Consider the following 14,265-nt stretch of genomic DNA (forward strand, 5'->3'; position numbering starts at 1 on the left):
AGGACCCAGAGCCACGAATAGCACCGCTTGTGACCCTGGGTCCTGACTTTCGTCAGAATGACGGAGGGCGCGCGGGGCTACCCGCTGTGCGCCGGCAGCGACGGCCGCGAGAGAACCGACACATGCTCGCCGGGCTCGACGAACATACCGTGACCGGTCGCCCACTTCCCCGCCTTCTCGCTCGCCGTCAGCATCGTCAGGAACGGGCTGAGCAACAGCCCCAGCGTCACCGGCGCGAGCCACGCCGCGGTCACCGGCGCGAACGGCGTCACCGCTAGCAGCGCGACGCCCACCCCGACATGCCAGCGATAGCGCGGCATCACGTCCGCCAGCGACAACTCTTGCGCATCGCGGTTCTGCGGCGCCCAGCCGGACTTGCGCCCCATCAATATCCCGGCGAGGTCCATCGTCTGCGTCAACGCGATCACCGGCGCGGACAACATCGAGAACGGCACGTCGACCAGCACCGACCGCACGATCCCCCGCCGCCCGCCAAACCCCGCGCGCCGCTCCGCATTCGAGAACGCCCAGATCACGCTCAGCAGCTTCGGCCCGAACAGCAGCAGCAGCGTCACGAACAGCACCTGCAACGAGGTCTGCGCCTCGACGATATTACGCTCGCCAAGCAATGCCTGCACCACGCTGGTCGCGATCATCAACAGCCACACCGGCGAGGTGATGAACGCCGATGCGCCCATCAGCAGTTGCAGCCGGCTGACCCAGTGGAACCCAGACGACGTCAGCAGGCTGAGATGCTGGATATTTCCCTGCGCCCAGCGCCGGTCGCGCACCGCCGCGTCGATCAGCGTTGGGGGATATTCCTCGAACGTCTCCTCGGTCATCAGCATGTGCACGCGCCAGCCGCGCCTGCGGAGCAACGCCGCCTCGACCATGTCGTGACTCATGATGACGCCGCCGAACGGCGCGCGACCGGGGAGATCGGGCAGGCCGCAACTCGACGCGAACGCCTCGATCCGGATCATCGCGTTGTGGCCCCAGAACGTCGCCTCCGAACCCGACCACCAGACGAGTCCCGCGGTAGAGATCGGGCCATAAAGGCGGCTGGCGAACTGCATCCAGCGCTGGAAAAACGTGACGCCGTTGATCACCGCCGGCACGGTCTGGAGCAGAGCCACCGCAGGCCGCCGTTCGAGCACCTGCGCCATGCCGATGATCGTGTTGCCGCCCATCAAACTGTCCGCGTCGAGCATCAGCATATAGCGATAGCCGCCGCCGAACCGCCGGATCCACTCGGCGACGTTGCCCGGCTTGCGGCCGACATTCTCGGTGCGACGACGATAATAGAGCGCGCAATCGAGCGTCGGTGCGAGCCTGTGCCACGCCGCGACCTCGACCGCCTCCGCCGCTTCGCCAGAGTCGCTCAGGATGAAGATATCGAACCGGTCGGCGACACCGCCCGCGGCGATCGCGCGCGCCATCCACGCGATCCGCTCGAACACCGCATCGATATCCTCGTTGTGAACCGGCATCAGGATCGCGGTGCGACCCTCCAGCGGTTCGGACTGGCGCGGCGTGGGCACGAAGCCCGGATGCCCGCCGGTCATCAACAGGACGAAGCCGATCGCCGCGTTCATGAAGCCGAACGCGATCCACGCGAACAACGGGAAGAACAGCGCCAGCAACACCGCGTCCCACAGGCTCAGCCCGTCGGCGAGCAGCGATTCCTGCACCGCGGACGATGCCGCGGTGGCGAGCAGCCCGGTCATCAGGATGAGGATGATCCGGCGCGCAAGCATATCGTCGTTCGAAACGACCATGCCCGGCCCCGGCTCGGGCGCGGACCAGGGCGGCGGCGGACCGTCGAAACGCTGCGGGAGCATCTCGATCGGTGACTCGCCCGGCATCATAGCGGGAAGTGCGGGCATCAGAAGATCGGCGTCAGCACGGTTTCGCTGAGCGCGCGACCGCCGCGCGTGAGGAACAACCTGACGTCGGCCGGGCCCTGCGCATCGGGCGCGATGTCGGCGGTCACGCGCCAGTGGTTTTTCTGGCCGACCACCGGATACGCCGCGTTGGCGAGAACTTTGCCGCGGACGACGTCGATCTTCGCGGTCACGCCGCTCTGCCGGTCGAGTCCGGCAAGACCGTCGCCGATGAAATCGACCACCAGCTTCCGCGCGCCCTTGACCGGCTCGGAACCCGGTCGGCCGGCGACGCCCTGCCAGCAATCGACGACATGCGCCGCACTGGCGACCGCGGTCGGGTCGCTCGATTGCCACGAAAGCGTGTAATCGAACTGCAACCGCTGGCCGGCTTTGGCAGGCGCAGCCGGCGTCCAGAACGAGACGACGTTATCGACCGTCTCGCTGTTGGTCGGGAACGCATAGAGCATCACCGCACCCTTGCCCCAATCGCCCTGCGGCTGAACCCATAGGTTCGGCCGGCGATCGTAGAACGCCCCGTCGTCCTGATAATGATCGAAATTGCGGTCGCGCTGGATCAGACCGAAGCCCTTGGGCGCCTGATCCGCAAAGCTGTCGAGCGTATCGTGCGGCGGATTGTTGAGCGGTCGCCAGATGCGCTCGCCCGCGCCGGTGAGCAACGCGAGGCCGTCGGAGTCGTGGATCTCGGGCCGCCAATCGACCGCGGCGGAGCGGTTGCCTTCGCCGTACCAGAACATGCTGGTCGCGGGCGCGACGCCGAGCCGCTCGATGTCGCGGCGGATGTTCAGTACGGATGAAACCTGCTGTTCGACGCCCGCGCCCGCGACATGCCGCGACTGGAACCGGTACGCCCCCGTGACGCTGGCTCCATCCATCAGCGCGTAGATCGTGTACGCGTCGGCGCCGGTCCGCTCGATCCAGAATTCGGTGAAGTCGGGAAATTCCTCGCGACCCGGCAGCCCCGTGTTGATCGCGAGCCCACGCGCGGACAGGCCATATTGATCCTGCGCGCCGGCGGTGCGGAAATAGGATGCGCCCTGGAACGCCATCCAGTCGCTGGTCCCGCCCGGCGCCATCGCGCGGAAACCCGCGATGCCGAGCGCGGCGGCATGCCCCTCTTCGGCCTCGAACAGGTCACGCGAAAACTCGATACGGCGCGCCTGCCCGCCCTCGACGACGTTGATCGCGACCGGCATCGGCGCATAGCGACCGAGCGGGAACAGCCGGATGCCGCCGGCGAGCGTCTTGTCGGCGCGAAAGCGGATGCTGCCGACCTTGTCGTAATCGATCGCCGCGGCGGCAGCGACCTTGGCGGGGGCCCGGTACGGCTTCGTTGCAAACATTGCGGCGCGTTGCTGAAGCGTTTCCCACGAAAACGGCTCCGCCTTGCCGGGCGCTGCGCGAATCGCTGCGGCGGCCTGTGGCAGGACACCCAACAGACCCAGCGCGGTCATTACTTCGCGTCGACCGATCATGCAGAGCGCTCCCTCGTCATCATGCTGCAATGCGGTAGCATAAGGACATCGGGCGCGCGCGTCGACAGGTCCCGCCCCCGGCGCGGCCTATCGCGCCACGCGTCGCCAGCGAGCGCTGACCTTAACCCGGTCGTGGATGTGGTGGCCGACGATCACCAGCATCGCGCCGCCACTCGCGCAGAGGAAGCCGATCGTGGCGAGCAGGAATGCGAGTACGCTGGTCGATGGCTTGAGACCGGCCAGCGTGTGGATTGCGATGGCGGCGAGCGCGAGCGACAGGAAGCCGCTCGCGCGGAGGCTGAGGTCGGTGCGAAGGCGGCGGGCGTCGGTCATGCGACGCTTCAGCTATCGCTAGCCGCATAAGCGTTCGAGATCGATTTTGCGGGGGAGCCATAGTGTTCGCGTAGTGCGCAACTTCGTCATCCCGGCGAAAGCCGGGACCTCTCGCGGCAGGGGCGACCTATGGCAGGGAGACCCCAGCTTTCGCTGGGGTGACGGTTGGGTTGGGTAGCGTGACGGCTGGTTGCGCGGAATAAAGAGCAGACCGCCCGTTTCCTTGTTATCCCGCGAAGGCGGGAGCCCAGACTGGGTCCCCGCCTTCGCGGGGAAACATGCTTTCTTCACTCAGGCCTCGACGAGGAGCCGGTACCCGATCCCGAGCTCGTTCGCGATGACGGTCCCTACGCCCCCCGTCCCCTCCAGCTTCTGCCGCAAATTTCGCACCACGATGCGGAGATATTCGATCCGGCGGTCATGATCGGTCGGCCACGCCGCTTCCAATATCCGCTGATGCGTCACGACCCGCCCCGGATGCGCGGCCAGCGCCGACAGCACGTCGAACTCCTTCCGCGTCAGATGCGCCTCCTCGTTCCCGCGGCGGACGAGGCGGTGCTCGAAATCGATCTCCACCCCTTGCGCACGCAGCACCGTCGGCCGCGACGTCGCCTCGCCGCGCCCCCGCAACGCGACCCGCAACCGTGCGAGCAGTTCCTCTGTATCGAACGGCTTGGTCACATAATCCTCGGCCCCCAGATCGAGCGCAGCTACCTTCTGGTCGGTCGCCTCGCGCGCGGAGACCACCAGGATGATCGGATCGCCGAGCTTCTTCAGCAGCGGCACCAGTTCGAGCCCGTCACGATCGGGCAACCCGAGATCGAGCAGTACCGCGGTCAACGGCCGGCTCCCCGCGATCCGCAGCGCAGCACGCGCGTCGACCGCCTCCTCGACGCCGTATCCCGCGCGCTCCAGCGTGTTCTTCAACAGCCGCCGGATATGCAGTTCGTCGTCGACGATCAGGACCGTTTGTGCGCTCACAGATTCGCTCCATCGGTGTCGCGGACCAGCAGGGCCACGGGGAAGCACAGGCTGAACCGAGCGCCCGTCAGGTCTTCGCGGTTGCTGGCTTCGACACTCATCCCCATCGCTTCGGCGAACGCCTTCACAATCGCAAGCCCGAGCCCCGTCCCGCCGATCGCGCGGTCGGAGCCTTCGAGGCGGCGGAACGTCTCGAACACCTCCTTCTCGCGGCCGGGCGGCAGGCCCGGCCCCTGATCGATCACCGACAGCCTGAGCATCCCGAAGCGGTGTTCCGCACGCACCACGATCGGCGTGCCCGGATCGGCATAGCGCCCGGCATTGTCGAGCAGGTTGAGCAGGCAATGATGCAGCAACTGCGGATCGACGCGGACCAAAGGCAGGTTCGGTGCGACGTCGAGCTCGATCGCATGGCCTTCGAGCACGCGCTTCGTATCATGCACCGCACCCGCCACCGCATCGGTCAGGTCGGTGGGCTCCAGCCGCAACCGGAGCGCGCCCGCCTCGACTCGCGCCATGTCGAGCAGATTGCCGACGAACCGGTTGAGCCGCGCCGCCTCGGTCTCGATCGTGTCGATCAGCGCGGGCGTGACGCCGCGGTGCAATTCCGCCGCCGCCGCCATCACCGAGGTCAGCGGCGTACGCAGATCGTGGCTGACCGACGACAGCAACGCCTGCCGCAACCGATCGCGCTCCCGCACCGCATCGACGTCGCGCATCTCGACCTCCAGCCGCGCGCGTTCGAGCACGAGCGACGCCTGATCGACCAGGCTCATCAGCAGCGGCAACTGGTCCGACCGCACCGGATCTCCACCCGCCTCGCGCGCGAGGCCGAGCACCGCCAGCGTCCGCTCGCCCGACCGCAGCGGCTGAAAGAACCACTCCGACGCCGCCAGCGTGCTCGACCCGCGGCCCGCAGGCGCACCCGTATCATAGGCCCATTGCGCGGCCGCCATTTCCATCGTCTCGAGCCGGTAATCCGCGCCGTTCGCTGCCTGCACCGCAAGGCCGGGGTCCTCCGCGACGAGGATGACCGCGCGCACGCCGAACAGCCGTCCGATTTCCTCGCAAATCGCGCGGGCCAGCGCCACCGGGTCGTTGAGGGAGGTCAGTTGGCGCAGGAAGCCGGCGAGCGCGGCGTTGGTGCGGGCGCTGGCGGCGGCGATGTCGGCCTGTGCGCGGACTCGCGAGGTGAGCTGGCTCGTCACGAACGCGATGCCGAGCAGCACCAGGATCGAGATCACGTTCTCGGGATTGTTGATCGTCAGCGTACCGGTCGGCGGCAGGAAGAAGAAGTTGTACGCGATCGACGAAACCACACCTGCGAACAGCCCGGTGCGAAGGCCGAACAGGCTCGCCGCGGCCATCACCGGCAGCAAGTATAGCAGCGCGACGTTGCCGAGGTTGAGAATGTGGAACAGCGCGCTCGCGACGCCGGTGACACCCGCGACCATCGCCGTCGTCCAGGCGTAGCCGGCCTTGCTGCCCCATCCGCCGGTCCGCACCCGCGTGCCGCGGGGCGCGGTGGGTGGGTCCATCGGCAGGACGTGGACGGCGATGCCGGGTGACTCGCGGACCATCTGGTCGACGACCGAGCCGTGGCGGAGCTCGAACCAGCGCGAGCGGGTGGACTTGCCGACCACGAGCTGCGTCGCGCGCGCCTCGGCCGTGAAGGTCTTCAGGCCGTCGACCACCGACGTCGCGGGGACGGTGGCGACGTCGCCGCCGAGTTGCGTCGCCAAGTTGAAGACTGCGGCGAGCTGGCGGTGCTCGGGCTCGCCGAAGGTCTGCGCGCGGGGTGTCTCGATATACACCGCGGTCCAGGGAGCATGCATCGCGTCGGCGATCCGCTTGGTGGCGCGGACGAGGCCAAGCGCGCCGGGCAGTTCGCTGATCGCGACGACGATCCGCTCACCGCCCGCCCAGGTGCCGCCGACGCCGAGCGCGCGGACATGTTCGAGCATCTGCGCGTCGACAGCCTGCGCGGCGCGGCGGAGCGCGAGCTCGCGTAAGGCCGACAGGTTCGACTTGGAGAAGAAATGCGAGAGGGCGCGGGTCGCCTCCTGGGGCAGGTAGACCTTCCCCGCCTTCAGCCGCTCGATCAGTTCGTCCGGCGGGATGTCGACGACTTCGATCTCGGCGGCCTCGACGATGCTGTCGGGCACGGTCTCGCGGACGCGGACGCGCGTGAACGAGGCGACGACATCGTTGAGGCTCTCGATGTGCTGGATGTTGATCGTCGAATAGACGTCGATGCCCGCAGCGAGCAGTTCCTCGACGTCCTGATAGCGCTTCGGGTGGCGGCTGCCGGGCGCGTTGGTATGGGCGAGTTCGTCGACGAGGACGAGCGTGGGGGCGCGTTCGAGGATGGCGTCGAGGTCCATCTCGTCGAGCGTGCGGCCTTCGTAGGGGATCGCTTTGCGCGGGACGATCTCGTGGCCCCGCGTGAGCGCTTCGGTTTCGACGCGGCCGTGCGTCTCGACCACTCCGATGACGACATCGACGCCGGCGCGGCGACGTTCGGCACCTTCGGAGAGCATCTCGTACGTCTTGCCGACACCGGGAGCGGCGCCGAGAAAGATCTTCAGACGGCCGCGACCCTCCTGCGACGCCTGTCGCAGAAGGGCCTCAGGGGATGGTCGTCCTTCCTCGTTCAACGTGCGGCGTCTAGGGCGCGGTTGAGAGCGAAGACGTTGATGCGTGGTTCGCCGAGGATGCCGAGCAGCGGGCCGTCGACGTTGGCGGTGACGAGCGCGCGGACCTTGTCGGCGGAGAGGCCGCGGGTACGCGCGACGCGGGCGACCTGTGCATAGGCCGAGGCTGGCGACAGGTCGGGATCGAGACCCGAACCAGATGCGGTCGCGAGATCGGCTGGGAGTGGCCCGGTTACGCCTTCCGCGTGGCGCTTGGCGACGTCGGCTTTGGTGCGGTCGACAAGCGCTTGGCTGGTTGGGCCCAGGTTCGAGCCCGACGAGGCCAGGCCGTCATAGCCCTTGCCAGCTGCAGACGGACGCGTCTGGAAATAGCGGTCGGTGGTGAAGGCCTGGCCTACGACGGTCGAGCCGATCGCCTTGCCGTTGGCCATGACGAGGCTGCCGTTCGCTTGGCTGGGGAAGATGGCCTGTCCGATCCCGGTCATGGCGAGGGGATAGACGATCCCGAGCAGCAGCGCGAACAGGATCGTCATGACGAACGCCGGGCGAAGGGCGGAGGTGAAATCGGAGGTCATTCTGTCGTCTCCATGTGTCCCGGCGAAGGCGGGGACCCAGTCTGGGCACCCGCCTTCGCGGGTGAACATTTCTTTGGGGTGAGGGCGGCACGCTTCGCATCTCGCCCAAGCCTGCCAGGCACCTCCCCGGCGAAGGCCGGGGTCCAGTTGGGTGACGTTGCTAACGACGGGTGCGCTTCGTTACCGCAACCTTTCCACCTGGGCCCCGGCCTTCGCCGGGGTGGTGTTGGGGGTCGGTGCGAGGGTGCACGTACACGCCACGGGTTAGGCTTCGTCATCACGCCATCCCCAACGCACCGACCAGAAGGTCGATGAGCTTGATCCCCACGAACGGTGCGATCAGCCCCCCCAGCCCGTACACCGCGAGGTTCCGCGCGAGCAGCGGCCCCGCGGCCATCGGCTTGTACGCCACGCCCTTCAATGCGAGCGGCACCAGCATCGGGATGATGATCGCGTTGAAGATGATCGCTGACAAGATCGCGCTTTCGGGCGAGCCGAGCCGCATCACGTTCAGCACGCCGAGCCCCGGATAGAGCGCGACGAACATCGCCGGGATGATCGCGAAATACTTCGCCACGTCGTTTGCCACCGAGAAGGTGGTCAGCGCACCGCGGGTCATCAGCAGTTGCTTGCCGAGGCCGACGATCTCGATCAGCTTGGTCGGATCGCTGTCGAGGTCGACCATGTTGCCCGCCTCGCGCGCGGCCTGCGTGCCGGTGTTCATCGCCACGCCGACGTCGGCCTGTGCGAGCGCCGGCGCATCGTTGGTGCCGTCGCCGCACATCGCGACCAGCCTGCCCCCCTGCTGTTCCTTGCGGATCAGCTCGAGCTTGTCCTCCGGCGTCGCCTGCGCGAGGAAATCGTCGACGCCCGCCTCGGCCGCGATCGCGGCGGCGGTGAGCGGGTTGTCGCCGGTGATCATCACCGTGCGGATGCCCATCGCCCGCAGTTCGCCGAAGCGCTCGCGGATGCCCGCCTTGACGACGTCCTTGAGGAAGATCGCCCCCAGCAAGCGCCCGTCCATCGCCACCGCCAGCGGGGTACCGCCAGCGCGCGCGATCTCGTCGGTGATGCGGCGCAGTTCGGTGGCGGCGGCGGTCGCCCCTGCCCCCGGATTGGCCTTCAGGATCGAGTCGACGGCGCCCTTCTGGATCAGCGAACCGTTTACCTTCACGCCCGAGATGCGCGTCTGCGCGGTGAACGGGATGACTTCCGCATCGTCCGGCAACGCACTCGTCGTCACACCGAACTTGTCACGCGCCAGCACCACGATCGAGCGGCCCTCGGGCGTCTCGTCCGCGAGGCTCGCCAGCAACGCCGCCTCGGCCAGTTCCTCGTCACGCGTGCCACCGACTGAGCGGAACTCGCTCGCCTGACGGTCGCCGATCGTGATCGTGCCGGTCTTGTCGAGCAGCAGGACGTCGATATCGCCCGCCGCCTCGACCGCACGCCCCGACTTCGCCAGCACGTTGAAGCGCACCAGTCGGTCCATGCCCGCGATACCGATCGCCGACAGCAGCGCGGCGATCGTGGTGGGGATCAGCGTGATCAGCAGCGCCGCGAGGATCGCGACCGGCACACGGCCGCCCGCATAGCTGGCGAAACCGGGGATCGTGCCGACCGCGATCAGGAAGATGATCGTCAGGCCGACGAGCAGCAACGTCAGCGCGATCTCGTTCGGCGTCTTCTGCCGCTCGGCGCCCTCGACGAGTGCGATCATGCGGTCGAGAAAGCCTTCGCCGGGGTTGGCGGTGACCTTCACGCGAATCTCGTCGGAGATGACGCGCGTGCCCGCGGTCACCGCCGAGCGGTCCCCGCCCGCCTCGCGGATCACCGGCGCGCTCTCGCCGGTGATCGCGGCTTCGTTGACCGAGGCGACGCCCCAGACGACTTCGCCGTCCGCCGGGATCAGGTCGCCCATCGTGACGAGGACGATGTCGCCTGCGCGGAGCATGCTGGCGGGGACGGACTCGACTTGATCCCCCTTCATGCGGCGTGCGGTCAGCTCGGCCTTGGTCGCGCGCAAAGACGCAGCCTGCGCCTTGCCGCGGCCTTCGGCGAGCGCTTCGGCGAAGGTGCCGAACAGCACGGTCAGCCACAGCCAGATCACCAGCTGTATCTTGAAGCCGACCGAGAGCCCGTCGCCGCCGACGTTGACGAGGATCGTCAACAGCGTGGCGACGACCGCGGTGACGAACATCACCGGGTTGCGGATCAACTGCCGCGGATCGAGCTTGCGGAAAGCGTCGCCGATCGCCGGTACGATCAAGTCGGCCGTGAACAGCGACTTGGTAGGGGTGCGTGCCATTTTGGCTTGTCCCGTCAGAAGGTTTTGCCGCTGATCATCGCGAGATGATCGGCGATGGGACCGAGCGCGAGGCTCGGCAGGAAGGTCAGGCCGCCGACGATCAGGATGATCCCGACCAGCAGGCCGACCCACAGCGCACCCGTCGTCGGGAACGAGCCTGCGCTTTCGGGCGTGTATTTCTTGGCCGCGAGACCACCGGCGATGGCGAGCATCGGCACGATGATGAAGAAGCGCCCGAGCCACATCGCGACCCCCAGCAGGCCGTTGTAATAGGGCGTGTTGGCGGTGAGCCCGGCGAACGCCGACCCGTTGTTCCCGACCGCGCTGGTGAACGCGTAGAGGATCTCGCTGAACCCGTGCGGCCCCTTGTTGAGCGGCCCTGCGAGCCCGTCGGGCAGCACGGCGCTGAGCGCGGTGAAGCCGAGGATGACGAGCGGCAGGATGGCGATCGCCAGCACCGCCAGTTTCACTTCGCGACTCTCGATCTTCTTGCCGACATATTCGGGCGTGCGGCCGACCATCAGGCCTGCGACGAACACGGCCAGGATGGCGAACAGCAGGAAGCCGTAGATGCCCGCGCCGACGCCGCCGATGACGACTTCGCCGAGCTGCATGTTGAGCAGCGGGATCATGCCGCCCAAGGCCGTGAAGCTGTCGTGCATCGCGTTGACCGCGCCGCACGATGCCGCCGTCGTGACGACCGAGAACAAGGCGGACGCGGCGATCCCAAAGCGGACCTCCTTGCCTTCCATGTTGCCGCCTGCGACGCCGATGCTGTGGAGGATCGGGTTGCCCGCGGCCTCCTGGGCATAGGTGAGGGTGACGCCGGCGAGGAACAGCACGAGCATCGCCGAGAGGATGGCCCAGCCCTGCCTGGTGTTGCCGACGGCCTTGCCGAAGGTCCAGGTCAGCCCGAAGCCGATGACGAAGATCGACAGCATCTGCACGAGGTTGACGAGCGCGGTCGGGTTCTCGAACGGATGCGCCGAGTTCGCGTTGAAGAACCCGCCACCATTGGTGCCGAGCATCTTGATCGCTTCCTGGCTCGCCACGGGTCCGAGCGTCAGCGTCTGCTTGAGCCCTTCGAGCGTGGTGATGTCGACGGTGCCGGCAAGCGTCTGCGGCACGCCGCTGGCGATGTAGAAGATCGTCACGACGACGCAGATCGGCAGCAGCACGTACAGCGTGACGCGCGTCATGTCGGCCCAGAAATTGCCGATCGTCGCACTCGATCGCCGCGCGAACCCGCGGAACAGCGCGAATGCCAGCGCGATGCCCGTTGCCGCCGACAGGAAGTTGTGGATCGTCAGCCCGAACATCTGGCTGAAGTTCGACATGGTCGATTCACCGGCATAGCTTTGCCAGTTGGTGTTCGCGGTGAAGCTGATCGCGGTATTGAACGCGAGGTGGGGGCTGAGCCCTGGGAGCCCCTGCGGATTACCCGGCAACACGCCCTGCAGACGCAGCACCGCGTAGGTCAGCGCCATCAGCACGGCATTGAAAACGATCATGTGCAGGGCATAGCGGCGCCAGCCCTGCTCCGCCTTCGGATCAATGCCGCTGAGCTTGTAGAAGCCGGTCTCGACGGGGCCGAGGACCGCGTGGATCGGCGTGCGGCGGCCTTCGTACAAGGCGAACAGCCACAGGCCGACGGGTTTGGTCAACGCCAGCAGGATGCCGACGAAGCCCAGGATGAGGATCCATCCTTCGAATGTCATGAGGGCGCGCTCCTAAAAGCGTTCGGGGCGGATGAGCACCGCCACGAGGTAAAACAGCAGCCCGAGCGCGACGATCGCGGCGAGCCAGAGGTCGAGGGTCATGATGATGTCCTCACGGGGCTCAGGCGTTGTCGCACAGGCGGACATAGGCGAGCGTCGCCGCCACCAGTCCGATCATGATCGCGATCCAGAGTAGGTCCTGCATAGCTAGGGTCCTTTCAGAACGCGGCGGTGAGCGAGGCAACCACGGTGCCGTCGGCGATCGATCTGGTGCCGTCCTGTCCGCGGGAGAAGCTCGGCTGGAGATACGCTGCACTGCGACGCGTGATGTCGGTGTCGATGTAACTCACATTCAGCGTCAGATTTTTATACGTAGTGTCCGCACCCAGCGACCAATCCCAGTAGCTGCCGGTCGGCGCCGCGCTGGTGGCATTCGGGCCGAGCCCGTCATTGCCCCAGCTATGGCCGATATGCGCCTTGGCGGTGATCGGCGTACCGGGAAGCGCGAACGCACCGTCGCCGGTGAGGTAGAGGTTGTCCTCCTTGTCGCCGGCGTCGGTGTAGACGCCCGCGGCGGCATCGGCGCCGGTGCGATACCATTTGCCGAGTGCCTGCTGCTTCGGTGCGTAGAAGGCGCTCGCGGTCAGCGTCGCCGGACCAGTCGTACCGCTGAGCTTCACATAGGGTTCGGCATAATCGGTCTTCGACGCGCCGCCCGGATACATGTACCAGGTCAGGCCGACGTCGAGCGTCGCGTTGTCCGCGAGCTTGTGCTTGTAGCCGCCGATCAGGTCGAGCTCCATATTCGAGCCGCCGAACGTGCCCCAGCCCGACAGGTTCGAGCCCCAGGCGCCGACATAGACGCCGCTCTGGTGCGCGATCGTCAGCCCGCCCTGGATCGCGCCGTCCTTGTCCGACTGCGACACGCCGCGCAGGCGGTAGTCGGTCGCGAGTGTGACCGAACCGCTGACGGTGACGGGCGAAGGCGGCGCGGTATCCTGTGCGAATGCGGGCGTGGCGAGACCGGCGAGAAGTCCGGCGGCGGCGGTGAAACGAAGAATGTGCATTGCGGTCCCCATGCGCGTGCCGCCGGAAGGATGGCGGTTCGCGAGGCCTGCCAATTAGGCTCCGGCGACGTAGCAATTCGAGATCGATTGCCGGGCCGAAGCATATGTTTCGCGTAGTATTGTCAGAATTATGGTGCGGTGCGGCGAAGAATCAGCCAGCCCGCGACGCCTGACAGGATCGAGCCCGCGAACACGCCGATCTTGACCGAATCCAGCGCGTGCGGCGCGTCCGCAAACGCGAGTCCGCCGATGAACAGGCTCATCGTGAAACCGATCCCGCACAGCACCGCCATGCCGTAGACCTGAGCCCAGTTCGCGTTCCTGGGCGCTACGGCCAGCCGGACCATCACGAGCCCGCGGATCATCGCGAAGATGCCGACCTGCTTGCCGAGGAACAGCCCGAGCGTGATCCCGACCGGTAGCGGCGCGATCACGTCCGCCGCCACCATCCCGCCGAACGCGATACCCGCATTGGCGAACCCGAACGCCGGCACGATCAGGAAACTCGACCAAGGTTGGAGCGCGTGTTCGAGGCGTTTCAGCGGCGGCTGGCCGTCCCCCGTCCGCAACGGAATCGTCAACGCGACCGCCACGCCGGCAAGCGTCGCATGCACGCCCGACAGCAAGACGCCGTACCAGACCCCGACGCCGATCAGCAGATACGGCACCAGCGACCGCACCCCCGACAGGTTCAGGACAACGAGCACGCCGAGCCCCACGCCCGCACCAAGCAACGGCAGCAGCGCGATCTGGCCGGTGTAGAACAGCGCGATGACGAGGATCGCGAGAAGGTCGTCGATCACCGCGATCGCCGTCAGCAATATCTTCAACGAGGTCGGCACGCGCGATCCGAGCAGGGCCAGGATGCCGAGCGCGAACGCGATGTCGGTCGCCGCCGGGATCGCCCAGCCGCGCAGATTGGCGGGCGTCCCTATGTTGACGAGCAGATAGAGGCACGCCGGCACCACCATGCCCGCGAGCGCTGCCGCGCCGGGCAGGATGCGCTCCCCCCAGGTCGAGAGATGCCCCGAGATGAACTCGCTTTTCACCTCCAGCCCGATCAGCAGGAAGAACAGCGCCATCGCACCATCGTCGATCCAGTGATGAACGCTCAGACCGGCGACTTCATGGTGGAGCGTCGCGAAATAGGCCGGCGCGAGCGGTGAATTGGCGACGAGCAATGCCGCGATCGTCGCGGCGAGCAGCACGATGGCCCCTGCCGCCTCGCCGGCGAAAAACCGCCTCACCGC

11 protein-coding genes are annotated in these 14,265 nt (G+C 67.2%); all 11 read right to left on the reverse strand.

Annotation, left to right across the window (positions count from 1 at the left end; genetic code table 11):
- Positions 1–77: 77 nt before the first annotated feature.
- The 11 genes from mdoH to nhaA all read right to left on the reverse strand — a co-directional run bounded on the left by mdoH (position 78) and on the right by nhaA (position 14,262).
- Complete coding sequence (mdoH, locus tag U1763_RS14055) at positions 78–1,886, reverse strand: glucans biosynthesis glucosyltransferase MdoH (RefSeq protein ID WP_332755679.1); 1,809 nt, start codon at positions 1,884–1,886, stop codon at positions 78–80.
- Complete coding sequence (locus U1763_RS14060) at positions 1,886–3,379, reverse strand: OpgD/OpgG family glucan biosynthesis protein (RefSeq protein WP_332755680.1); 1,494 nt, start codon at positions 3,377–3,379, stop codon at positions 1,886–1,888. Before U1763_RS14060 ends, mdoH begins: the two co-directional genes overlap by 1 nt.
- A gap of 87 nt (positions 3,380–3,466) precedes the next feature.
- The gene (locus tag U1763_RS14065) at positions 3,467–3,712 is read right to left on the reverse strand and encodes a hypothetical protein (protein ID WP_332755681.1); all 246 of its coding nucleotides are present in this window, start codon (positions 3,710–3,712) and stop codon (positions 3,467–3,469) included.
- 291 nt (positions 3,713–4,003) lie between these two features.
- Positions 4,004–4,693 carry a response regulator transcription factor gene (locus U1763_RS14070; RefSeq protein WP_332755682.1) on the reverse strand — a complete coding sequence of 230 codons (690 nt, stop codon included), beginning with the start codon at positions 4,691–4,693 and terminating at the stop codon, positions 4,004–4,006.
- Positions 4,690–7,350 carry a DUF4118 domain-containing protein gene (locus tag U1763_RS14075; protein ID WP_332755683.1) on the reverse strand — a complete coding sequence of 887 codons (2,661 nt, stop codon included), beginning with the start codon at positions 7,348–7,350 and terminating at the stop codon, positions 4,690–4,692. Before U1763_RS14075 ends, U1763_RS14070 begins: the two co-directional genes overlap by 4 nt.
- Complete coding sequence (kdpC, locus tag U1763_RS14080) at positions 7,347–7,922, reverse strand: potassium-transporting ATPase subunit KdpC (RefSeq protein ID WP_332755684.1); 576 nt, start codon at positions 7,920–7,922, stop codon at positions 7,347–7,349. Before kdpC ends, U1763_RS14075 begins: the two co-directional genes overlap by 4 nt.
- 277 nt (positions 7,923–8,199) lie before the next feature.
- On the reverse strand, positions 8,200–10,230 hold the full coding sequence (gene kdpB / locus U1763_RS14085) for a potassium-transporting ATPase subunit KdpB (protein ID WP_332755685.1): 2,031 nt from the start codon (positions 10,228–10,230) through the stop codon (positions 8,200–8,202).
- A gap of 14 nt (positions 10,231–10,244) precedes the next feature.
- Entirely contained in the window at positions 10,245–11,948 is a 1,704-nt protein-coding gene (gene kdpA, locus U1763_RS14090) for a potassium-transporting ATPase subunit KdpA (RefSeq protein WP_332755686.1), read from the reverse strand.
- Between the two features lie 12 nt (positions 11,949–11,960).
- Positions 11,961–12,050: a K(+)-transporting ATPase subunit F gene (kdpF, locus tag U1763_RS14095; protein WP_055875324.1), complete on the reverse strand. Its 90-nt coding sequence runs from the start codon at positions 12,048–12,050 to the stop codon at positions 11,961–11,963.
- Positions 12,051–12,166: 116 nt separating this feature from the next.
- Positions 12,167–13,015 (reverse strand): TorF family putative porin, encoded by an 849-nt coding sequence (locus U1763_RS14100; RefSeq protein WP_332755687.1) that lies wholly within the window; start codon positions 13,013–13,015, stop codon positions 12,167–12,169.
- Positions 13,016–13,143: 128 nt separating this feature from the next.
- Complete coding sequence (nhaA, locus tag U1763_RS14105) at positions 13,144–14,262, reverse strand: Na+/H+ antiporter NhaA (protein WP_332755688.1); 1,119 nt, start codon at positions 14,260–14,262, stop codon at positions 13,144–13,146.
- Positions 14,263–14,265 lie beyond the last annotated feature (3 nt).

This window comes from Sphingomonas sorbitolis, assembly GCF_036663875.1.
Lineage (GTDB): Bacteria > Pseudomonadota > Alphaproteobacteria > Sphingomonadales > Sphingomonadaceae > Sphingomonas.